20 protein-coding genes and 1 pseudogene are annotated in these 23,041 nt (G+C 56.1%); 5 read left to right on the forward strand and 16 right to left on the reverse strand.

Translation table 11 applies throughout. The annotated features are described in order from the left end of the window. Positions 1-8 precede the first annotated feature (8 nt). The 9 genes and pseudogenes from dut (DSL70_RS01020) to ubiE all read right to left on the reverse strand — a co-directional run bounded on the left by dut (DSL70_RS01020) (position 9) and on the right by ubiE (position 10,639). Positions 9-461 (reverse strand): dUTP diphosphatase, encoded by a 453-nt coding sequence (gene dut / locus DSL70_RS01020; RefSeq protein WP_119306029.1) that lies wholly within the window; start codon positions 459-461, stop codon positions 9-11. Then, the gene (locus DSL70_RS01025) at positions 458-943 is read right to left on the reverse strand and encodes an NUDIX hydrolase (protein WP_119306030.1); all 486 of its coding nucleotides are present in this window, start codon (positions 941-943) and stop codon (positions 458-460) included. The genes dut (DSL70_RS01020) and DSL70_RS01025 overlap by 4 nt, the downstream gene beginning before the upstream one ends. Then, entirely contained in the window at positions 940-2,991 is a 2,052-nt protein-coding gene (locus DSL70_RS01030; protein ID WP_119306031.1) for a site-specific integrase, read from the reverse strand. Before DSL70_RS01030 ends, DSL70_RS01025 begins: the two co-directional genes overlap by 4 nt. Further along, complete coding sequence (locus DSL70_RS01035) at positions 2,988-5,225, reverse strand: hypothetical protein (RefSeq protein WP_119306032.1); 2,238 nt, start codon at positions 5,223-5,225, stop codon at positions 2,988-2,990. Before DSL70_RS01035 ends, DSL70_RS01030 begins: the two co-directional genes overlap by 4 nt. Then, the gene (locus tag DSL70_RS01040; RefSeq protein WP_119306033.1) at positions 5,222-6,580 is read right to left on the reverse strand and encodes a site-specific integrase; all 1,359 of its coding nucleotides are present in this window, start codon (positions 6,578-6,580) and stop codon (positions 5,222-5,224) included. The genes DSL70_RS01035 and DSL70_RS01040 overlap by 4 nt, the downstream gene beginning before the upstream one ends. 95 nt (positions 6,581-6,675) lie before the next feature. After that, positions 6,676-6,963 (reverse strand): annotated as a pseudogene (gene dut / locus DSL70_RS01045) (dUTP diphosphatase); the annotation flags it as partial. A gap of 52 nt (positions 6,964-7,015) precedes the next feature. After that, a complete protein-coding gene (gene coaBC, locus DSL70_RS01050) occupies positions 7,016-8,233 on the reverse strand; it encodes a bifunctional phosphopantothenoylcysteine decarboxylase/phosphopantothenate--cysteine ligase CoaBC (protein WP_119306035.1) in 1,218 nt (405 codons plus the stop codon). Positions 8,234-8,244: 11 nt separating this feature from the next. Then, positions 8,245-9,831 carry a 2-polyprenylphenol 6-hydroxylase gene (gene ubiB / locus DSL70_RS01055; protein WP_119306036.1) on the reverse strand — a complete coding sequence of 529 codons (1,587 nt, stop codon included), beginning with the start codon at positions 9,829-9,831 and terminating at the stop codon, positions 8,245-8,247. 16 nt (positions 9,832-9,847) lie between these two features. After that, positions 9,848-10,639, reverse strand: coding sequence for a bifunctional demethylmenaquinone methyltransferase/2-methoxy-6-polyprenyl-1,4-benzoquinol methylase UbiE (gene ubiE, locus DSL70_RS01060; protein WP_119306037.1), 792 nt, complete (start codon positions 10,637-10,639; stop codon positions 9,848-9,850). Positions 10,640-10,809: 170 nt separating this feature from the next. On the opposite strand from ubiE, the gene DSL70_RS01065 reads away from it, so the two are divergent. Beyond that, positions 10,810-11,979, forward strand: coding sequence for an aminotransferase class V-fold PLP-dependent enzyme (locus tag DSL70_RS01065; protein WP_119306038.1), 1,170 nt, complete (start codon positions 10,810-10,812; stop codon positions 11,977-11,979). A 9-nt stretch (positions 11,980-11,988) separates the two neighbouring features. Beyond that, on the forward strand, positions 11,989-12,876 hold the full coding sequence (gene mutM, locus DSL70_RS01070; RefSeq protein WP_119306039.1) for a bifunctional DNA-formamidopyrimidine glycosylase/DNA-(apurinic or apyrimidinic site) lyase: 888 nt from the start codon (positions 11,989-11,991) through the stop codon (positions 12,874-12,876). A gap of 44 nt (positions 12,877-12,920) precedes the next feature. Here mutM and DSL70_RS01075 read toward each other — a convergent pair whose 3' ends face one another. From DSL70_RS01075 to rpmH, 7 genes are all read right to left on the reverse strand, one after another. Further along, a complete protein-coding gene (locus DSL70_RS01075; RefSeq protein WP_119306040.1) occupies positions 12,921-13,784 on the reverse strand; it encodes an aldo/keto reductase in 864 nt (287 codons plus the stop codon). Positions 13,785-14,154: 370 nt separating this feature from the next. Then, the gene (gene argB / locus DSL70_RS01080) at positions 14,155-15,057 is read right to left on the reverse strand and encodes an acetylglutamate kinase (protein WP_119306041.1); all 903 of its coding nucleotides are present in this window, start codon (positions 15,055-15,057) and stop codon (positions 14,155-14,157) included. Between the two features lie 131 nt (positions 15,058-15,188). After that, the gene (yihA, locus tag DSL70_RS01085) at positions 15,189-15,905 is read right to left on the reverse strand and encodes a ribosome biogenesis GTP-binding protein YihA/YsxC (protein WP_119306042.1); all 717 of its coding nucleotides are present in this window, start codon (positions 15,903-15,905) and stop codon (positions 15,189-15,191) included. A gap of 90 nt (positions 15,906-15,995) precedes the next feature. After that, complete coding sequence (locus DSL70_RS01090) at positions 15,996-16,676, reverse strand: CatB-related O-acetyltransferase (RefSeq protein WP_119306043.1); 681 nt, start codon at positions 16,674-16,676, stop codon at positions 15,996-15,998. A gap of 319 nt (positions 16,677-16,995) precedes the next feature. Continuing rightward, positions 16,996-18,795, reverse strand: coding sequence for a membrane protein insertase YidC (gene yidC / locus DSL70_RS01095; protein WP_119306044.1), 1,800 nt, complete (start codon positions 18,793-18,795; stop codon positions 16,996-16,998). Positions 18,796-19,023: 228 nt separating this feature from the next. Further along, the gene (gene rnpA / locus DSL70_RS01100; RefSeq protein ID WP_119306562.1) at positions 19,024-19,467 is read right to left on the reverse strand and encodes a ribonuclease P protein component; all 444 of its coding nucleotides are present in this window, start codon (positions 19,465-19,467) and stop codon (positions 19,024-19,026) included. Positions 19,468-19,597: 130 nt separating this feature from the next. Beyond that, positions 19,598-19,732 carry a 50S ribosomal protein L34 gene (gene rpmH, locus DSL70_RS01105; RefSeq protein WP_119306045.1) on the reverse strand — a complete coding sequence of 45 codons (135 nt, stop codon included), beginning with the start codon at positions 19,730-19,732 and terminating at the stop codon, positions 19,598-19,600. A gap of 390 nt (positions 19,733-20,122) precedes the next feature. Here rpmH and DSL70_RS01110 point away from each other — a divergent pair, with 390 nt between their 5' ends. The 3 genes from DSL70_RS01110 to arfB all read left to right on the forward strand — a co-directional run bounded on the left by DSL70_RS01110 (position 20,123) and on the right by arfB (position 22,966). Next, positions 20,123-20,920 carry a TVP38/TMEM64 family protein gene (locus DSL70_RS01110; protein WP_119306046.1) on the forward strand — a complete coding sequence of 266 codons (798 nt, stop codon included), beginning with the start codon at positions 20,123-20,125 and terminating at the stop codon, positions 20,918-20,920. 61 nt (positions 20,921-20,981) lie between these two features. Next, complete coding sequence (locus DSL70_RS01115) at positions 20,982-22,451, forward strand: dihydrolipoyl dehydrogenase family protein (RefSeq protein WP_119306047.1); 1,470 nt, start codon at positions 20,982-20,984, stop codon at positions 22,449-22,451. 86 nt (positions 22,452-22,537) lie between these two features. Further along, the gene (arfB, locus tag DSL70_RS01120) at positions 22,538-22,966 is read left to right on the forward strand and encodes an alternative ribosome rescue aminoacyl-tRNA hydrolase ArfB (protein ID WP_119306048.1); all 429 of its coding nucleotides are present in this window, start codon (positions 22,538-22,540) and stop codon (positions 22,964-22,966) included. Positions 22,967-23,041 lie beyond the last annotated feature (75 nt).

Genomic DNA, 23,041 nt, shown 5'->3' on the forward strand with positions numbered 1-23,041 from the left:
AATATTTTCTATCCCTTGACCCCAGTAGACCCAAACCCACCCGTGCCGCGATCGGTTTCGCTCAATGTATCAACCTCGACTATTTGAGGCCTCAGTATCGGAGCGATTACTGCTTGAGCAATACGGTCGCCATGAACGATAGTAAAGGCTTCCTTTCCCGCATTGAGCAGGGCTACTTTAACGGGACCTCTATAATCTTCGTCCACGGTCCCTGGGCTATTTGGAATCATCAGACCCTGCTTAACAGCAAGACCCGATCTGGGCCGGATCTGCATTTCCGTTCCGGAAGGTATTTCGACGGAAAATCCGGTGGGAACCAATGCTATGCAACCGGGACCGACCATCACATCTCCATCAGGAAGGCATGCCTGGAGATCCATTCCTGCCGCCCCTGGTGTCGCATAGGACGGAAGCGGGAGGTCGAGGTTCTCGGGCAGGCGCATGAACTTCACATTGGTCATTTGTTTTTCCTCGGGTCCAAAAGTACTATCTTGTTGCCGTCGTTGGACGACATATTCGCTATCTGGGTTTTCAATCGTTCTACTTGTTTGACCAGATCGTCGTGGGCGGCTTTCCACATGGCAGTTTCTGTCGCCAATTCCTTGAGGGTCTGTTCATAGTACCGGATAGTTTCTCGCCGGACTTTCTCCGCCTCAGGTTTTGAAGATGCGCCGGTTTTCTTTTTCTGGACAGCGAGCCATTGCCGAACATCTTCTCGTAGGTCGGCATGTCTCGCATTGCGGAGATAGGCCTCGCTGACCCCGGCCCGGCGTTGGATCTCTTGCATGGAAAGCCGACGGGGCTTGTCCGGATCCTCTGGATCGCAATAGTATCCCCGCTCGTCGATTTCGGCTTCTATGTCCTTCATCGCCCCAAGAATGGACTGCCGAGAAGCTTCCATTCGTTCCTTGTGATGTTTGGCCAATTGGTTTTCGTCAGTCATTGGCTGTTATCCAGATAGGCGATCAATTTGTCTCGTGTCCGACCCGGTAACCTATCGATATACCGACGGTCACATCCCCGGAGAGCGTCGCACAAGCGATCGTCCGTGACAAAATTATCAAGCGTTTTCTCGAACGACGCCAAGTTGGCGACGATCTGGTTTTGGAAGAATGTGCGACTTCCGTCAAAACTGACGTTGCTTTGTAACTGTTTTATAGCCATCTCGACCGTTCGGCGACGATCCTGTTCAGCGGCGGCAGCTTCTAGGCGGAATACACAACTTGGCGAGCATTTCCCTACGTCCCGTTTGCCGGTTACCTCCGAACAGAGGCCCTTCTGCTTAGCTGTTTGGCTAGTACAATAAATATCGTTACGGACCTTATGGATTTCCGGCAGGATTGCCATGAGGGAGCCCTCGTCATCCAAACTAGCATCCAAACTGGCCGCTTTTTTGCTCACTTCCAGCTTCGCTATCCGGAGGGTTTCGGCGGCATGACCACCATTATCATCGGCCTCAGCGATCAGCCTTTGTCGACGGACATACTGAACTTCCCTGCGGACGCGATCTGCGTCTGCTCGAAAGTCGGGATCCGAAAGCATATAGCCCATCGTCGTATTGAGATCCGTATGGCCGAGTACGGTATAGAGAACGTCGCTTGCGCCCTCTACAGCAAGACCCACAAGGCGGGCCGTGGTGTACCTGAATCGATGGGCTGTAATTCTTCCATCGATTTTACCGAGCGGCACGCCTTTAAGAGTTTGCACTTTTTTGCCGAATTCGCACACGAGGTTATCAAGAACAGCGACTCCAGTTGTATTTTTTGGCCCTACTATCCAGAGGAAATCGCCTTGATAGTCGAAGGTCTCAATTAGGCTTTGTTGTCGTTCAATTGCCTGGACCGCAAGAGCGGGCAACGGCCAATGCCGACTAGTTCCTTTAGGATCCTCTGATTCCTTGAATGTGTAGCCGGTAAGGTTCTCTGATCCGTTGATTCTGACTAACGGTTCCCGGGATAAAGTCATCATTTCGGAGATTCGTCCGCCGGTGGCCGTATTAAGGATAATCGCGTTAGCTGATTGACATACCCATAACAAGGACTTCACGCCACTAGGATTATCGACAGGCCACGACCCAAATTGCTTTTTTTCACGCGACGCACCAGTTTTCTTTCTTCGGCTACTGCCAGCCATATATATCGAGAGAGGAAATAGACGGCCCGGATAGAGTGTATCGCCGGTCCATTGGGCTATTAGTTGGTTTCGATATTTACTTATATTGCCCGATCGTCGTCCGCCATCTTGATCACATTTTATTGAAGAGATAAAAGTATAACAGGCTTCTAAGTCTTTCTGTATGCTAGCAAAGAAATGAGCTGCTTTAAGAATTTCAGTGAAGGCTTGGTCGGAGAACGGCCGTATGTGGTCTACTCCAGGCTTTATTGCCTTGACATCACCTGCAGGCCAATCATCGAACAGATGCGCATTAAATAGACCGTTCAAACGATGGACACAGAACTGAAAAAATGTCGGATGTATATCACGAAGTTCGTCAAAGGCCTCAGCTGACAGGTTCGCAAAGATTGGTCCCGGATCGGGGCAAGTCATGTCTCCAGTCGTTACTCGATCAGTCAGTTCCATCGCGGATCGAGCGGCTCTCAATAAAAAATTTGTATGCTTTACCCAGGTCCGTGGTTCTGGAGGCTCAAGCCTTTGTTTGGCACCAGAAACCGATTGTGTCATGTTCAACAACGCGATCCGTTTCAAACGCCTGACCAGATGTTCCGAACGAGCTTCGCCTCGGGACCAGCCCTCAGGGAGTACGTTTGCAAAATTGATCTTCCGATTGTTTTCTGCATAGTAATTTGGATTGACGAATGATTTCGGAACGATCCATTCATCATCGCCAATGATGACACCCTCGGAAGGCCCAAAAATTGAAAAATCAGCAAGGTCTTTCCACGGTAATGTCCAGGCTTGGTCAATCACAACAGATGCAGATGCGACAAGCTCTAGAGGCCCGTTCACACAACTTATATCAGACGAAATCATTGGTTCAGATCCTGTTCGCCCATTTGTTTAATACTACTAAGTTGAATGTCTTCAAAGATGTATGCATCACCTGACAAGAGTGCCTTGGTATGGGCCTCGACTATGGCGTCAAAGTCATGAGCGAGAATATCGTCTCGCAAAGCTTCACGAACCATTTCGATTCCCTTAAGTTCAACCAACAAACTGCTAGTATCGAACTCTTGCGGTGGTATTGTACGGCTCAGTTCGCGGAGTTCGGCATAACGGTTAGCCAGCGGATCTAGAGCGTCCGGCAAGAATATGGCTTGTTGGCAAAGTAGGCATCGTTGCGCCGGGCAAATGGTGCCAGCAAGATGATTGTGAACGATGCTTGCGGGAGGATTAAACGGGGCCTTGCACCCCATTCCGAATCTTCCGCGAAAGCCTTTTCCTATTCTATAGACTTCTAGCGCTTGCCGATCTCCCTCCGTAATTCCCCCTGTTGTCATCTCGATACGTAAGATGGTGGGATCGATAGAATGTCCATCTTGCGTTTCTCGAAGAATCGCTCCAGCTAGAACACGGTGTTTTTTGAACAATTCCTTTATCTGTCGCTTTTGGCGCAGATAATGTCGAGTAGACGCGATCGATTTGTGATTGAGGATGTTTTGAACTGCGAAGATATCACTACCGCTGGCATCATAGACGAAGGCGGCGTAGCCGTCACGAATGTCGCTAGGCCGCAGCAATTTGATCGCTTGGCTAAGCGTGTCCACGTTGTTGCCCCGCCGTTCCGCCCATTCGATAGCGAGCGGCTTTAGAGCTTTGTTGAAGGGAATTGAGACCGCAATGGTTTCCCCCAGAAGTCCTATGCATTCTTGACCTTTACCTTTTGGGTTGAAGTAGATCCAAGGCGAGCGCAGCTTACGTTCGATGAGGGCAATTTCTGCTCGGATTTCTGACGTTTGCGCCTCAGAAAGGAGGCGTAGTCTTACATCCCTAAGCAGCTCCCTTAGGAAACGTGTTCGGTCGATCTGCGTTTTGATAACCGCATAGGGTTGATACCGGGAACTCTTGAGGCTGAGAGCCGAATGCATGCGTTTAGTTTTCGGTCTGATAGCTCCGATATCGACTGTATCTTCTTTGCCCTCTTCCGATTCTTCTACGGCGACCAGAATCATCATGCTGCCGCGCCTGTCCTGACCCTTCGTTTCCTGCCCGGTTCGGTCGGAAAACCAATCATCGCTTTCCTCGAATGTCCCGTCGACGACGGTAATGGCTCGCGCAGTATCCAACCAACCTGTATGGAAACTTACTAAAGAATAGGCTGCCATGGTGTCATTCACTGAAGGTGCTATCATTCTGTACAGCGCATCTATCGAAGGGACAGGCCAGCCGCGATCTTTCCAGCCATTTTTACTTGCCCATGTTTCAATCTTGTGTAGTGCATTATTGATACGCACAATGTCAGATCGACTAATGTCATTTTCAAAAGCGACACGGTGTCGGATTCGCTCGCGGAGCAATACGAGAATGTTGCGCCAGCGATACCAAACTATGTTTCGTTGCCCACCTTTGCTCCCACGAGTGCCACCTCGGTGCCCGGTTTGGCCAAAGATGCGAGGATCCGTTCCGCGTAGGAGAGCTTTCTCGCCGCGTTCATGTTGTTTCCAACTGTTGTCGTGAACACGTTTCGCGGCATTGTAGACCGCCTTAAGTGCCCTCGGCTCAACATCTCGATGTTCCTTTACTTCTTTGGGAACTTCAATCTTTGGCCATCGGAGAGCGGCTTCTCCCTTCTCTTTACGGACTTTATCGACGCATATTCGGATATAACTTAGACATTTCGATTTTGATTTCAGATGTTCTCCTAGTCCATCAAGAAGGAATCGTTTATAGCCATGGCCATCGGCTGATGTGAGATCGTGACAACTAATGATGTTCCGCCCCTGCACCTGTTGCAGTTCGGTAAGGAATCGAAAGAATTTGACAATGTATCCCACTTTCGTGGCGAGCGTACCCAAGGATCTTCCATGTGTGTCGGCGCGAAAGATTGGGGCAAGTTCAAAAATCAACCTCGGACGACCGATGATTTCCATTTGATCGCTTCCGTCGTGGAACATTGTAAGGTCGACTTGCTTGAGTTCGTTTCTGTCCGTCCAATGCTCCCAAACCAAGGAGTTCGCTGGCAGCTCGACGACAGGTGCCGCTGGATTCAAAGTTCGGCTCTCAATCGTAAAGAGAGCGTCCGTTTGCGCCTTCTTGAATCGACTCATGAGATTTCTCCATCCAACCAATTAGACCAATCCCGAGAATATTTATTTCTGCCGAGTTGGCTTCGAAGCCAACGCAAGTAACGTTCCGTCGTCTCGGAAGAGACATGGCCCATGGCTGGCCGGATTATTTGCTCAATGAGATCACGAGCCATACCGTTGACCGTCGTCGAGGAGGGGATGTGGTTGTCGCTTCCCGCAAAACGAACTTCTTCCTTGATTAAAACCAATTCCGCATCAATGCGCCTGAGCACCTCGTAACAGGCCCAGGCATGGCGTCCCAGATGTATGGACCACCCCGGAAATGGCATTGTCTCCCTGCGGTTTTTGGATTTTTCCTGAGCCCAAATCTCCAAGAAACGCCGGTGAGAATACGGCCTGCCTGTCGAAGGAGACAAGAAAAGTTCCTTTGGCAAGGATTTCCCTTCGTTTCTCGCCTTGAAGACCTCTATGGCGCGTTTTCTGGGGCCTCTTATGTAGGCGTCTAGCCGAAACAGCAGGTTTCGATCTATCGATATTTTGCGGGGTTTGCCTTTCTTTTCGGGGTCACCAATCATACGATCCCCTTTTGTTCCATAATAGATTTTGACTCCGACCTCGGTTACGTCACCCGCGACCTGTTCGGGATCGCGAAGGTTCGGGATTTGCCGGGCACGGATCAGCCGCACCTCTTCGGATCGCATTCCGGTTTCAATTACCGTGCGGCACATTAGATAACCGGTATTCCCATGGTCACCTGGATGTTCGGCATGGATGCTTTCCAGCCAAGTGACGATTTCGGGGCGGGTAGGCAACCTGAGATCCTCGGGATCTTGACGTACTCTTCCCACCCGTCGGGATTGTGTCGTAGTCGGTTTGCCGGTCCTTGCCTGATTCTGGTAATGTATATGGGCTGGGAGCGAGTCTTGTGAGATTTCGAATGGGTCCCGCATGCCATGGTACGCGGCAAACGTCAAAAAATCCCCCACAGTCCCCATGCGCCGGTTAATGGTTGAGGCAGATAAGGGGTTGCCATCCGCAGTGCATTTCCCGAACTGCATGGCTGTCTGGTAAGTTTCCAGCAGTTGAATGTAACTGACCGTTTTCCAGTCGAGACGATACCGTTCACAATAAGTGTAAAAATGCTCAAGATCCCGACCATAGGCTTTCATGGAATTTTCGGACGGCTTTTTGTATCCGGAATACGCGCTTGCGGCACCTTTGTCGGCGGACCATCTCCCTGCCCCCCTTGCCACCAAGTATTCGTAGGCCTCGTGCAGCAATTTCCATTTGAATGTAAAAAGGATCGGAATGTGGGCCAGGGATGGACGGCCACATTTCTCGCAAGTAGCCCTATGAGGCATAACAAGAAAGGCCATGACGCAGACTCCCAAATGTTCTTACATACGTACACAAGAACATTTAGGGAACGAAATGTCAATATGAAAAACGGAATTTCTTAGGTGCGCGAGTATCCGCGGTAGTCGGAATCGATGGTGCCGGGGGTGTTGAGCAGGGTCACGCCAAACTTCAGCGCCAGACCGGAGCGCGGGCGGATCTGGGCTTCAAAGCCGCGTTCCATGGCCATGCAGAAGCCGGTCGGCACCAGCGCCCGGCCGCCGTTGGCCTTGAGGATCACCGGTTCGTCCGCCGGATTGGCGGCCTGAAGATCGAGCCCGGCAGCCTCCTTGCTCTGGTAGCGGGGCAATTCCAGCCCCTCGAAATGCGCAAGCGGCATGATGCTAAGACGTGGTTTGGCCATGTGATGTTTCCCCGTAAGACTTGAAACCGAGAGGCAGCCCGCCCGTCGGCTGTCAGATTTCGATGATCTCGTCCAGCGCTTCGCCGATGCGGGTAATGAGGCGGGTGGCAACCTCGCCCTTGCTCATGTCCTGCCAGGCCTCGATGCTGTCGGCGCGGATGATCTTGATCATGTTGTGATCGCCGCCCATGATACCGGTCTGAGGTGACACATCGTTGGCAATGATCCAGTCAACACCCTTTTTCGCCAGCTTTCTGGTGGCATTCTCTTCCAGATTCTGGGTTTCGGCTGCAAAACCGACCACCAGCTTCGGGCGCTTGTCCGGATGGGTGCCAACAAAGCGGGCGATGTCGGGGTTTTCCTCGAACTGCAACGCCGGAAAGCTGCCATCAGCCTGCTTCTTGATTTTCTCTGCGCCTTCGTTGGCCACATGCCAGTCAGCCACCGCAGCGGCCATGATGGCCACATCGGCGGGAAGATGGGCTTCGACGGCCGCATGCATCTGCCGGGCGGTTTCAACCCTGATGATCTCAACACCCTTTGGCGGATCAATTGCAACAGGACCGGACACGATCGTGACCCGCGCCCCAGCTGCGCGCGCGGCGACGGCAAGAGCATAACCCTGTTTGCCCGATGAGCGGTTGGCGATGTAGCGCACCGGATCGATGGGCTCATGGGTTGGACCGGCGGTGATCAGCACATGCTTTCCGGCGAGCGGCTTTGGGGTGTCATCGAGCAACGACCTGATTTCGGAGACGATCTCCTCAGGCTCGCTGAGACGGCCCGGGCCTTCCTCGTTGCAGGCCATCATGCCGACAGCCGGACCGACAAAGTGCAAGCCATCCTGATGCAGGGTGGCGAGATTGCGCTGGGTGGCCGGGTGGTACCACATGCGCACATTCATCGCAGGGGCAACCAGCACCGGCTTGTCGGTTGCCAGCAACATGGTGCTGGGCAGGTCATCGGCAATGCCGTTGGCCATCTTGGCGATCAGATTGGCGGTTGCTGGCGCGACGACCACCAGATCGGCGGCACGGGACAACTCGATATGGCCGATCTCGCTTTCCCTTGTCAGGTCAAACAGCTCGGTGAGCACCGGCTTGCCGGTCAGCGTCGCGATGGTTAGCGGGGCAACAAATTCCGTCGCCGCTCTGGTCATGATGACCTGAACCCCGGCGCCCTCCTTGAGCAACAGGCGGATGATGTCGAGCGCCTTGAAGGCGGCAATGCCGCCGGAAATGACGAGCAGGATGCGCTTGTTGGCCAGCATGAGACGAACTCCTAACTCCAGATGCGAACAGCGATGGCGGCAAGGGCGATGGCAATCACCCACAGGGCAAGGCGACCGGACCGGCCCTTGCGGGCCTCGGCGCGTCCGATGGCGGAAACCGTTTCGGAATCGAGACGGAGGCCATCGCGACCCATTTCATCAAAGCTTGCAGAAAGGCGCTCGGCGCGACGCGCCATCTCGGGTAGCTGCGCCGACAAGGTGCCGAGCACCGTCAGCCCTTCGGCCATCTCTTTGGCCTTGGCGATAGGGCCGAGATTCTTTTCCATCCAGTCCTTGACCACCGGTTCGGAGGTGTTCCACAGATTGAGGCTGTCATCAAGCATTCGCGCAACACCTTCGGCGACGACCATGGTCTTTTGCAACAGGATCAGTTCGGTGCGGGTGGCCATGCCAAACAGCTCGGTGAACTCGAATAGCTGCTGCAACAGACCTGCCATCGAGATTTCGGCAGAATCCCGGCCATGGATCGGCTCCCCGATCGACCGCAGGGCCTGAGCGAAGGTGTCGACATCCTGCGTCGAGGGTACATAACCCGCCTCGAAATGCACCATGGACACCCGGCGATAATCGCGCTTGATGAAACCATAGAGGATTTCAGCAAGGAAGCGCTGTTCCTTCATGCCGAGCCGTCCCATGATGCCAAAATCTACGGCGACCAGCTTGCCATCGGTGCCAAGAAACAGGTTGCCCGGATGCATGTCGGCATGGAAGAAGCCGTCGCGCAGGGCATGGCGCAGGAAAGACTGGATCACCGTGCGGCCAAGGGCGCTCAAATCATGGCCGGAGGCTTTGAGCGCGGCCATGTCGTTGAGCTTGATGCCGTCAATCCATTCCATGGTCATGACTGTCTTTTCCGACTTGCCCCAATAGATCGTCGGCACCCGGAAATTTTTATCCCCGGCACAATTCTCGGCCATTTCACTCATCGCGGCGGCCTCAAGGCGGAAATCCATTTCCAGACGGATCGACTGGGCCAGCGTGTCAACGACACCCACGGGCTTCAGGCGGCGGGACGGCACATGGACGGCTTCGATGAGACGGGCGGCGAGATAGAAACCGGCCAGATCATCCTGAAAGCGCTGGGCGACATTGGGGCGCAGGATCTTGACGGCAACATCCTGCCGCTCGCCGCTGGCGTCAACAAAGGTGGCGCGGTGCACCTGAGCAATGGACGCTGCGGCAATCGGCTCGGAGAAACTTTCAAACAGCGCTTCGACCGGTTTGCCAAGCGCGTCCTTCACGGCCTTTCGGGCTTCCTGCATGCTGAAGGCCGGTACGCGATCCTGAAGGGCCGTCAGCGCTTCGGCCAACTCGGGGCCGACCAGATCGGGGCGGGTTGCCAGAAACTGGCCCATCTTGACATAGCTCGGCCCCAGACGGTTGAGCGCAGCGCTCAGACGTTCGCCCTTGTTGCGGGCAGAGGCATTCCGGCGCTCGAACAGCTTGAGGAAAGAGAGCGCAATGCGGGGCCCTGTCGGCAGGTCCGCCGGTGGTTCGATGATGGAAAAGACGCCCTCACGAGCCAGAATATAGCCCGTATGCGCAAGGCGGAGCAGAGCAGATGACGCACCAATCATAATTGTCTTCCGATCCTTACAGCTTCCAGCCCGAATGCATGGCGGTGATGCCGCCGGACATGTTGCGGAAGGTCACCTGCTGGAAACCGGCATCCTCGATCATCATTTTGAAGCGTGCCTTGTTGGGAAACTTCCGGATCGACTGCACGAAATACTCATAGCTGGCCCGGTCGCCGGTCACGACATCACCGATGGTGGGGATGGCATTGAAGGAAAACAGGTCATAGGCCTTGTCGAGCAGCGGCATGTCAACATTTGAGAATTCCAGACACATGAAGCGGCCGCCCCGTTTCAGCACGCGATAGGCCTCGGACAGGGCCTTGTCGATGCGGGGCACATTGCGAATGCCATAGGCGATGGTATAGGCGTCGAAACTGTTGTCTTCAAACGGCAGTTCCTCGGCATTGCCCTCGACGAATTCAAGATTGTTGATGAGACCATTGGCCTTGGCGCGGTCCTTGCCGACGGCAAGCATGGAGCCGTTGATGTCGAACACCGTGCACCGGGCGTTGCCACGCGAGCGTTCAACGACGCGGAAGGAGATGTCGCCCGTGCCACCGGCCACATCAAGCAGCCTGAACGGCACGCGTCCACTCTGGGGCGGATTGAGCCAGGCCACGAAGGCATCTTTCCAGAGCCGGTGCATGCCGCCGCTCATCAGGTCGTTCATCATGTCGTAGCGATCGGCCACGTGATGGAAAACTTCGTTGACCCGCGGTTGCTTTTCGCCCTCTCCGACCTGTTCAAAGCCGAAGGAAGTCGCCATTTCGGTGACCTTTTCCGTGCGATCCCTGTTTTGTGCCGCCATGATTTACGTCCTCAGCTCAACCGGTTGCGGGAGCGATTGTCATTTCGTTTCCGCCGGACAATAGCCCATCTGATCCGTAAATACCATGTTTCGAAATGGCTTTTCTTGTGTTGCTTTCGTCCCATTGTTAAGCTGGCCATCTCGTTATCGGCTCACGTTTGGGGGTTCCCATGGATATTGAAAAACTGCGCAGCGAAACACCGGGACTGACCCATGGCATTCATCTGATGGCCTGCGGCTCGGCGCTGGCACCACAGCCGGTTCTCAATGCTGTGATGGCCTATCTCGATCTCGAGGCAAAGGTCGGCGGATACGAAGCTCATGCGCAACAGGCAGAGATGCTCGACGGGGTCTATGAATCTGTCGCCCGCCTGATCGGAGCCAAACGGCACGAGATCGCCATCATGGAAAATGCAACCGCCGCCTGGTGCCAGCCCTTCTATGCGCTGCCGCTCAAGCCAGGCGACCGCATCATCACCTGTCAGGCGGAATATGCGGCCAACTATGTGGCCTATCTGCATCGCCAGAAGAAGGACGGGATTGAAATCGACGTCGTGCCCAATGACGAGACCGGAGCGATGGATCTGGCTGCCCTCGAAAACCTGATTTGCGACAAGACTGCGCTCATCACCATCACCTGGGTGCCAACCAACGGCGGGCTGGTCAATCCAGCAGCCGCTGTCGGGGCGATCGCCAGAAAGCACGGCATCCCCTATCTGCTGGACGCCTGTCAGGCAGTGGGGCAGATGCCGGTTGATGTGGAGGCATTGCAGTGCGATTTCCTGTCGGCGACGGGGCGGAAGTTCCTGCGTGGGCCACGCGGCACCGGCTTTCTTTATATTCGCGAAAAGTGGCTTCAAAGCATGGAGCCGGTAGCGCTTGATCACTTCTCCGCGCCTTTGGTTGACAGCGGCCACTATGCGGTCCGGGAGGATGCACGACGGTTCGAGACCTGGGAGAACAGCTACGCCTTGCGCGCTGGTCTGAAGGTGGCCTGCGACTATGCCATGGCCATCGGGCTGGAGGCGATCCAGCAGCGGGCCTGGAGACTGGCCGCTGAGCTGCGACAAAAACTGGCCGGGTTGCCCGGATGCCGTATCATGGATCTGGGGGCCGAGAAATGCGCCATCATCAGCTTCACCATCGACGGGCTGGACCCGCAATTGGCGGTCCACAGCCTCAGGACCGAGGGCATCGCCATCGGCATGACGCGACCCACCAGTTCGCTTCTGGATGCGGAGCAGCGGCAGTTGCCGGTGATGCTCCGCGTATCGCCGCATTACTACAACAACGAAGCCGATCTCGATGCCTGCGTTGCTGCCCTCAAATCGCTCCTGTGAGACCTGATCATGCCTGAATTGCCAGAGGTGGAAACCGTGCGGCGCGGCCTGCAGCCGGTGCTTGAGAATGCAACCATCGAGCGGGCCGAAATTCGCCGCGAGAATCTGCGCTTTGCCTTTCCGGAAGGTCTCGCCGAGCGGCTTGCCGGGCGGCAGGTCATTGGCCTTGGCCGGCGGGCGAAATATCTGTTGGCCGATCTCGATGACGGCATGGTTCTTGTCATGCATCTGGGCATGTCGGGATCGTTCCGCGTGGTGACGCCCGAGGAGCAGCATCTGATTGCGGAAGCGAGCTTTCATCTTGCCCGCGGCAAGCTTCCCCAGCACGATCATGTGGTGCTGCACCTCACATCTGGAGCCTCGATCCTTTACAATGATCCGCGCCGCTTCGGCTTTTTCGACCTCATCGCCCGCGTGACACTGGCCGAGCATCCCTATTTTGCCAAACTTGGCGTCGAGCCGGTGGGCAATGCTCTTGATGCGGCCTATCTGGCGGAGAAGTTTGCGGGCCGGAAGACGCCGCTCAAGTCGGCATTGCTCGATCAGCATGTCATTGCCGGGCTCGGCAACATCTATGTCTGCGAGGCGTTGTTCCGTTCGGGGCTCGACCCGAGGCGGGCGGCGGGTACACTTGTCACCAGGAACGGCAAGCCATCGGCGAAACTTGGGCTGCTGACAGACGAGATTCGCGCCACCATTGCCGAAGCGATCGAGGCGGGTGGGTCGACCCTGCGCGACCACACAAGAGCAGACGGTAGCCTTGGCTATTTCCAGCATCGCTTCAAGGTTTATGACCGGGAAGGCGCGCCCTGCCCAAATGAGGGCTGTTCCGGCACCATCGAACGGATCACCCAGAGTGGGCGCTCGACCTTCTTCTGCCCGAATTGCCAAAAATAAAGGGGCGCGAGCGCCCCTTTATCTAATCACAATGACCCGTTGGCTTACATCTTGCCGCCATAGACCGGGAACATGCTGGCGTCGCCATAGTCCTTGATCCGGTCGATGGTTTTCAGGGCTTCCATGTCGTCTGCGGAAATCTCGAAATCCACGTCCGCATTGGACTTCATGTGGGCCGGATTTGCAGTTTTCGGCAGGGGCAGCAGGCCCAGTTCCAGACAGTAGCGAATGCAGAGCTGCGGAACGCTGACGCCATATTTCTTTGCCATTTCGGCGATTTCCGGATTGTCGAGAATCTTGCCATGCGCGACCGGAGAATAGGCCTCGACCAGAATGCCCTTGCTCTGGCTGTAGTCAATCAGCTCGAACGGGGTGTTGGAAACATGGGCAAGGATCTGGTTGATCATCGGCTTGATCTTGGCGTTGTCGATGATGTTGTCCAAGTCTTCCTTCTGGAAGTTGGAAACACCGATTGCGCGGATCTTGCCAGCTTCATAGGCTTCTTCCAGAGCACGCCATGCTTCGAGGTTGCCTTCAAAGAAGCGTTCTTCGCCAGCGAAATCACCCCAAGGCTGCGGGCTGTGAATGATCATCAGGTCGATATAGTCGAGACCGAGCGTCTTTAGCGAGCCTTCGATGGCAGCCTTCGAATCGGCATAATTCTTATGCGATGCATCGAGCTTGGTCGTGACAAACAGTTCTTCACGGGCAACGCCACAGGCGCGGATGCCTTCGCCGACACCTCGCTCGTTGGCATAGGCCTGAGCAGTGTCGATGTGGCGGTAACCGAGTTTGACGGCCGCGACAACAGCATCGGCAACAGCATTGTCATCGATCATCCATGTGCCGAGGGCCAGCTTCGGAATCTTGACATCGTTGGACAGGGTAAAGGTTTCTTGCAAAATCATTGTTCACGTTCCTCGAAAGGGTTGGTGCATTTTGTCTGCGGATCGGACTGACGGTGCCAGGCGTTCTGCTTGCCGTGCCTGCATCTCGTCTGCCCGGACAAAAGGCCTTGCAGCATTGAAATTCACTTCGGTCCAGATTGCTCCGTGACCGTTACCATTAAAATAGTCTGCGTGGGGCTAGAGGATAATCCGCGCCGGATAGATTTGACTTATGAATCCCACGCATCAATCAAACGCAAAACCTTGGTAAATCCCGCCGGGTGCCAATAGTCGCCCCGCACGCCAGCCTTCAGGTCGTCGCAAACCAAAACGGGGTGCCGAGGCACCCCGTTTATCAAATTGACTTAATACAGCCTTGTAAGGACGAACCTCAGCGCGTCAACAGAGTGCCCGCGCCACCTTCGGTGAACAGCTCCAGAAGCACCGCGTGGGGCACCTTGCCATCGAGAATGACGACGCCCTCGACGCCCTTGTTGAGCGCATCGATGCAGGTCTCAACCTTCGGGATCATGCCGCCGGAGATCGTGCCATCGGCAATCAGCCTGTGGGCCTCGGTGATTGTCAGGGCCTTGATGAGATTGCCTTCCTTGTCCAGCACGCCCGGAACATCCGTCAGGAACAACAGGCGCTTGGCGTCGACCGCACCGGCAATCGCACCGGCAAAGGTATCGGCATTGATGTTGTAGGTAGCACCGTCAATGCCCGGCGCGACCGGTGCAATCACCGGAATGAGCGCGTCCTTGGCCACGATATCCAGCACGGAGCGGTCCACCTTCTTGGGGTCGCCCACAAAGCCCAGATCCACCACTTCCTCGATCTTGCTGTCCGGGTCGCGGATGGTGCGGGTCAGTTTTTCAGCCAGCACCATGTTGCCATCCTTGCCGCACAGGCCGATGGCCCGGCCGCCTTCGGCATTGATGTTGCGCACGATGGACTTGTTGATGGAACCAGCCAGCACCATCTCGACCACTTCCACCGTGTGGGCATCGGTCACGCGCAGGCCACCCTTGAACTCGGACTTGATTCCGAGTTTGTCGAGCATCGACTTGATCTGCGGACCTCCGCCGTGCACCACGACGGGTTTGACGCCAGCCTGCTTGAGCAGCACGATGTCACGCGCAAAGGCCTGGCTGAGTTCGGCTTCACCCATGGCATGACCGCCGTATTTGACCACGACCGTCTGGCCATCATAGCGCTGCATGAAGGGAAGCGCTTCAGAAATGGTTCTGGCACGATTGGCCGGGGAGCTGGATGGAGTGGATGTCTCGGACATGGCGCTTCTCTACTTCGAGCAGGTTGGAAAACTGAGACCGCTGTATAGCGTCTTATTTCACGAGACGCAAGAAAGACGGAGTGATATGCCGAATTTATCACCGTTCATGAAACATTATTTGGACATCGAAATCACATACCGTCTGCCAACAGCTGCATTTCTGCCCGTAACCGATTGATTCCTATCTTCTTGTCGGAAGATGTCAGCAGGATTTCCGGATGCGCCGCAGGCCGCTTCTTCAGGCCGAGCTGCACCTTCTCCATCACCTTCACGAGATCCGACAGTTTGGTCTTGTCCACCTTGGTCAAGACCACCTGATAGTTGACAGCGGCCTTGTCCAGCGTGGTCATGACTTCGGTGTCATTTTCCTTGAGGCCATGACGGCTGTCGATCAGCACATAGACCCGGCGCAGGTTCGGGCGACCGCGCAGATAGTCCAGAATCAGCTCGTTCCAGGCGGCGACTTCCTTCTTGGACGCCTTGGCATAGCCATAGCCCGGCATGTCGCAGATCACCAGCGAGGCTTCCTTCTCGGGACGGAAAAAGTTGAGCTCCTTGGTGCGGCCGGGCGTGTTGGAGGTGCGCGCCAAGGTCTTGCGCCCCGTGATGGCATTGAGCAAGGACGACTTGCCAACGTTGGAGCGACCGGCAAAGGCCACCTCGACCCCCTCGATCGGCGGTAACTGGTGGAAGAATTTCGTGCCCCACATGAAGTCCCAGGTCTGGGCAAACAGCAAGCGGCCACGCTCGGCCAGAGCCGGATCTACCTCATCATCACCCACAAGCTCAGCAAGGCTGGAGGCGCCTTCAGCAGTGGGAGCGATATCCTCATCATGTTCTTCGGTCATCGGTGCGGTCTTCCTAAGCGGTCTTCAAAAGGGAAAGGGCAGGCTTTGGTTAGCCTGCCTTTTACAGGGAAACAAGCGCGAAAGCGAGTTCTATGCGCCTTCGCCGCTCGAAAAGCTCTGGCAAGCCGCTTCCAGTGCTGCCACATCGGCCCCCTGGATCAGTTGGCGATGGCGGGTGATCTGCTCGATGGGCCAATCCCACCAGGCCAGCGCCAGCAGACGCTCCACCACATCATCCGCAAAGCGCCTGCGGATTACCCGTCCCGGATTGCCGACAACGATGGCATAGTCCGGCACGTCGCTGGCCACAACAGCCTCGGCGCCAATGATAGCCCCGGACCCGATGGTCACGCCGGGCATGACCCGAGCATTGCGCCCCATCCAGATGTCATTGCCGAGACGGGTGTCACCACGGGACAATTGCCGGAAGGCATCAATATCGAACCCTTCCCCCCAGCTACCGCCCATGATGGCAAAGGGATAGGTGGAGATGCCGCGCATATCATGGTTGGCACCGTTCATGATGAAGGTGACGCCAGTGGCCAGAGCGCAGAATTTGCCGATGATCAGGTGATCTCCGAGGAAGTCATAATGATAGAGCACGTTCTTGTGCTCGAAGGCTTCCGGTGCCTCCGGGTCATCATAATAGGTGTAGTCACCCACTTCAATCAGCGGGTTGGTGATCAGGGGCTTGAGGAAGGCAGTGCGTTTGAAGGCAGGAATCGGATAGGGATCATCCGGGTCTGGATAGGTGAAAAGCTGGTCTTGCATGAGACGGAACCCTTTGGCTGGGAAGACTGATGAACGGGACGGCGGGCAACAGATGCATCACGCGCATCCGCCCTCTCGCGAGCCCTGAAACGGGCGAGGACGGCGGGCGGCAAGGATCGGATCTGTTGCGGTCAGTTGTTCATCGAACCGGTTCGCTCTTGGTTGCAAGAATGGGCAGGACAGACGCAGAATAGCACGATTGCCGGAGAGGTCCAGCGTTTCAGCCGCCTTCTGGCTGCAGTTGCCATCCGGCGTTGTTTTACTGCAACAAAAAGGGCGGCCAATGGCCGCCCGATTGTTTCTTTCAGGGATCCCGAGCCTATTCGCTCTTCGGCTTCGAGCGCGAGAAGGTATCCTTGATATTCTGCCAGATCTCGATCTTGGTCCCATGCTTCTTCATGATGGTTGCCTGCTGGATGATGGACAGCGAGTTGTTCCATGCCCAGTAGATCACCAGACCGGCCGGCATGCGGGCCAGCATGAAAGTGAACATGATCGGCATCCAGGTGAAGATCATCTTCTGGGTCGGATCCGGAGGCGTCGGGTTCAGTTTCATCTGAACGAACATGGTCACACCCATGATCAGCGGCCAGATGCCGATGGCGAGGAAGGCAGGCGTATCCCACGGAACCAGACCGAACAGGGTGAACAGGTTGGTCGGGTCCGGAGCGGACAGGTCCTGAATCCAGCCAAAGAACGGCGCATGGCGCATTTCGATGGTGGTGTAGAGCACCTTGTAGAGGGAGAAGAAGACCGGAATCTGAATGGCGATCGGCAGACAGCCAGCCAGCGGATTGACCTTCTCTTCCTGATAGAGCTTCATGATAGCCTGCTGCTGAGCCTGCTTGTCATCGCCCATGTTCTTCTTGATTTCTTCCATCTTCGGCTGCAGCAGCTTCATCTTGGCCATGGAAGCATAGGACTTGCTGGCCAGTGGGAAGAAGATCGCCTTGACGATGACGGTGATCAGCAGCACGGCAATACCGAAGTTGCCGACCAGACCATAGAGTTGGTCGATGGCCCAGAACATCGGCTTGGTGATGAAGTAGAACCAGCCCCAGTCGATCATCAGGTCGAAGTTGAGAGCGCTGGTTGTGTCTTCAACCTTGCGCAGAGTTGCAACTTCCTTGGCCCCTGCGAACAGGTTGGTCTTGTAGGACACGCTGGCACCGGCGGCCACATTGACCGCATCGCCCAGATAGTCGGACTGATAGGCCGGCTTGCCGGCGATTTCATTGTAGCGGAAGCTTGGCTGGAAGGTCTGGCCCTGCGGCGGAATGACGGCCGTTGCCCAGTATTTGTCGGTGATGCCAACCCAGCCCTTTGCCGTCTTGGAAGGCTGCTCGATCTTCTTCTCGGCAATATCCTTGTATTTGACTTCCTGCAGGCCGTCTTCGCCATCAACGCCGATCAGGCCTTCATGCAGAATGTAGATGCCGGAGGTATTGATGGTGCCGTGACGCGAAATCAACCCGTAGGGATAAAGCGCAACCGCTGCATCGGTGGTGTTTTCAACTTTCTGGTCGATGGTAAACAGATAGTTGTTATCCACAGAGACGGTCCGCACGAAGGTCAGGCCAGTGCCATTGTCCCAAGTCAGCACAAGCGGCTTGTCAAGGGTCAGCTTGGCGCCTTCAGGGGCAGTCCATACGGTGTTGGCGTTTGGCAGGGCGATGTCGCCGGAGCCGGAAACCCAGCCGAACTCGGCGTAATAGGGGTTCTGGGAGCCGGAAGGTGCCATCAGCGTGATGGTCGGGCTGCCCTCGTCCAGGGTTTCGCGATACTCGTTCAGATGCAGGTCATCGATACGGGCGCCGGTCAGGTTGATGGAACCGGACAGCTTGGGCGTATCGATATCGATGCGAGCCGATTGGGACAGGGCTGCCTGCGGGCTGAGCGGAACGGCGCCTGCCGTCGTTGCCGCTGCGGGTGACGTGCCCGGAGCTGGTGCGGTGTTGGTCTGTTCGGTGGTTCCTGCTTGCTCTGCCTGCTGGGCTGCAAGTTGTTCCTGCCGAGCCTTCTCTGCTTCCATGCGCGGTCCGGCGACAAAATACTGCCATCCCAGCAACACAATGAAAGACAGGGCAATGGCAAGGAAGAGATTGCGATTATTTTCCATCGACTTTCTTCATCCCATTATTGAGTGCCGAACTTGCTTTCCGACCCGTGTGGTTAAGATCTGACAAATCCGACTTGATACACACCCAATTGGCGGCTTGATGCTGCCGAGTCAAGTGTTTCGTTTCATTTTGAGCGCCTCGACCCGGCTACCCGGTGGCAGGGATCAGGACAATTTCGTAAGCTTGTTGATGAACTGCATCCTGACGTGACTGACGTAGACAGGAGATCAGTTCCGGTCTTGCACCTCTTCATAACCCGGCTTGCCGGTTTGAGAAGGGCTTCTTGATGACTGGTCGGCCTTTACGGTTCGAATGGGCGTACGACGTCCCCTATCGGTCTTGCCAGAAGCAAGATCGCGCACACATCCCTTGAAATCTGCACAGAGAGAATCGAAAGGCAGATGCAACGCGCCTATACGCCCGATGAGAACATAGTCCCAACCGGATTGAAGAATCTCCGGCCCCAGAAGTCTCGCCACTTCGCGCAACCGGCGTTTCACCCTGTTGCGAATCACTGCGTTGCCGACCTTCTTGGTCACCGTGAAACCGACACGAGCCGGATCCTTGTCTTCTGGCACGCGCTTGATGGCCTGAAGCACAAAACCGCGACGCGAGAGTCGTCCCCCCTTGGCCGCGGCTAAGAATTCGCTGCGCTTTTTCAATCGAAGCATGTTGCCTCCTTGAAGCGCTTCTTGGGACAGCATCAAGAGGGAGACCCTCGCAAAATGGTTGTCCCGGACATGCAAAACCGCCAGATTTGAAGCACGACAGCTTAAATTCTGGCGGTTGATGCGATTTGCCTTAGGCAGAGAGACGCTTGCGTCCTTTTGCACGGCGGCGAGCCAAGACCTCACGGCCATTTTTGGTTGCCATGCGAGCCCGGAAGCCGTGGCGGCGCTTGCGCACCAGTCGGCTTGGCTGATAAGTCCGTTTCATGGGCTTTATACCGCTTGCGCGGCCCCTTATTTGATTTTCTCAAATCCTACCAGAGCGGTAAAAAGAAGCGCCTCCAGAGAGACGCTTTCCGCTATCCTGATACACTTGGTCCGGCTTATACGGAGATGCGGGCTTTGAGTCAATCGTCAGCAACGAAAAAACGCCAAATTTTGCCCCTGTTGCACGCAACAATCGACTCATTCACCGCAAACACCGTCGATAATCACATGATGAGGCGTTCCGGTCACGCTGCCGTGACGCGCCATCAACCGCCGATCAAATGACGGTGAGAGGCCCCTCAAGGCGTAATTTTCAGGCTATATACGACTTATCTGGAATTTAGCCTTCAGGGCTTATCCTTCATTGTAGAGGCAGCAAGGACATGTGTTGATGACCGATCAGGCCAACCAAATCAGTCAGGGATCGACTATGGCAGGCACTTTGAAAAAGTGGAGTCCGTTGCTGATTCTGCTGGCCCTGATGCTGTTCGGATTCTCGCAGGGCTGGCACCATTATTTCACCCTTGAAACGCTTGTCCGCAATCGCGAAAGGCTTTCCGGCTATGTCGCCGATCACTTCGCCCTGACGCTCATCGGCTATGGGCTGCTCTATGCGCTGGCCGTGGCGATTTCCTTTCCCGGCGCGAGCTTCCTGACGATTGTCGGCGGACTGCTGTTTGGCTGGGTGGTGGGGGGCACTGCCACGATTCTGGCGGCAACGATCGGAGCCGGAGCGGTCTTTCTTGCGGCACGCTCGGCCTTCGGTTCATCGCTCAGGGCACGGGCAGGCAGCTTTGCCGAACGGTTTGCCTCCGGCTTCCGGCAGGATGCCTTCAGCTACATGCTGTTTCTGCGGCTTGTGCCGCTGTTTCCCTTCTGGCTGGTCAACATCGTGCCCGCCCTCTTTGAGGTGCGGCTCGGAACCTATCTCGTGGCGACCCTTATCGGTATCCTGCCCGGCACCTTCGCCTATGCACTGGTGGGTGCCGGGCTCGACAGCGTGATTGCCGCTCAGCTGGCGAGCAATCCTGCCTGTCTGGAAGACCCGGCTTGTTCCCTTTCCCTCGACACCAGCTCGGTGATCACGGGCGAACTGATCGCCGCCTTTGTCGCAATGGGGGTTGTTTCCCTGTTGCCGCCGCTCCTAAAGGCATGGCGAAGAAAACGGGGCGGTTCAGAATCCGCTTGAGAAACCCCGTGAACAGGCGTCATAAATACTAATGCTGGCACTCATCTGATTGGAACAAGCCATGAGCGAGCAATTTCGAGCCGACATCTGTATCATCGGGGCAGGGTCCGGAGGGCTGACTGTCGCGGCAGCGATGGCAGCCTTTGGCGAAACAGTTGTGTTGTTTGAAAAGGGCGACATGGGCGGTGACTGCCTGAATACCGGCTGCGTGCCCTCCAAGGCCATGATCGCTGCGGCAAAACGCGCCCAGTCCATGCGCGAAGCCAGCCGGTTCGGGGTGAGTTCTGTGGAGCCAAGAATCGACTATCAGGCCGTCCATGATCATATCCGCTCGGTCATTGCGGCCATTGCACCCAATGATTCAGTCGAGCGCTTCGAAGCGCTGGGTGTGCGAGTCATCAAGTCTGCCGCCCGGTTCAAGGACAAGCGAACCGTGGTCAGCGCCGACGGGGAGATCGAGGTCAAGGCCCGTGCCTTCGTCATCGCCACCGGTTCTTCGCCTGCCATTCCGCCCATCAGCGGGCTCGATACTGTCGACTATCTGACCAACGAGACCTTTTTTTCTCTCACAGAGCGCCCGGACAAGCTCGTGATCATCGGCGGTGGCCCGATCGGACTGGAACTGGCGCAGGCCCAGCGACGGCTCGGAGCCGAGGTCGTCGTGCTGGAAGCCTTCTCGCTGCTATCAAGAGAAGACCCGGAACTTTCCTCACTGGTCGGCAACCGGCTGCGCCGCGAAGGGATCACCATCCACGAGGGTGCAAAGATCACCCGCATCGATCCGCCGACCAACCCGGAGGCCCATCCTCACGGCGCAAGAATCCGTTTTAGCGTGCCTCGGGAAGACGGCAAAGGCGAGACGGACGAGGAAATCCTCGACGCCAGCCATCTGCTGGTCGCGACGGGCCGGACAGCCAATGTCGACGGGCTCGGGCTGGAGGCCGCCGGGATTGGCTATGACAGGCGCGGAATTGCCGTCAAACCGACCCTCAGGACCAGCAACCGCCGGGTCTATGCCATCGGCGATGTAACCGGCGGCATGCAGTTCACCCATGTGGCTGGCTATCATGCCGGGTTGGTGGTGCGCAACATTCTGTTCAGGCTCGGCGCCAAGGAAGACCTCGGCATCCTGCCGCGGGTGACCTTCACCGACCCAGAACTGGCCCATGTGGGCTTTGACGAGGGGCAGGCTCGCCAAAAATTCGGCAAGATCCGCATCTTGCGCTGGCCCTATGGCGACAACGACCGGGCACAGGCGGAGCGGCAGACCGGCGGGTTTATCAAGATCATCCTCAACAGGAAGGGTGTGGTGATCGGCGCTTCGGTGGTGGGCGCCAATGCAGGCGAGATCATCAACATGTGGGCGCTAATTGTTTCGCAGAAGATGAATATCAAAGCCGTAACGGGCTATGTCTCGCCCTATCCAACCTTCTCGGAGATCGGGCGCAGGGCCGCAATCAGCTCCTTTTCCGATCTTCCGGGTAAATCTGGCGTCCGGTCCATCATCTCGCTGCTCAAAAAATTCGGATAGGGGATGCAACGCGGCACATTTCGGGGTAAGACTGGCTTCTGTTGACGAAATTTGACCAGAAGCCCTAAACGACCCCAGAGCCCCCCATGTCCGAGCGCATAGTCATCAAGGAAGGCCTGAGCCTCGATGCAGACGAACTGCAGGAGCGCTTCATTCGTTCGTCCGGTCCGGGCGGGCAGAATGTCAACAAGGTATCCACAGCAGTTGAATTGCGCTTCGATGTGCGCAACTCACCGTCCCTGCCAGCTTATATCAAGGCCAATCTTCGGCGGCAGGCTGCCCATCTGATGACGCAGGAGGGCGAACTGGTGATGCAGGTGCAAACTCATCGCACCCAGGCCAGAAATCGCGAAGAGGCCATCGAGCGTCTTGTTGCCCTGATCGAGAAAGCCGCCTATCGACCGAAACGGCGCATCGCCACCAAGCCGACCAAGGCCAGCAAACAGCGCCGCATGGACAGCAAGACCAAGCGCGGCACGATCAAGAAGCTGAGATCCTCGAAGTCCTACGACTGATCGCCGACTTGCCCCCTGACTGGCCCCCCTGACTGGCCAATGATTGACCGCCTGCTGACCACCATTGGCAATTTG

It is taken from the genome of Cohaesibacter haloalkalitolerans (assembly GCF_003574655.1).
GTDB classification, from domain to species: Bacteria; Pseudomonadota; Alphaproteobacteria; order Rhizobiales; family Cohaesibacteraceae; genus Cohaesibacter; species Cohaesibacter haloalkalitolerans.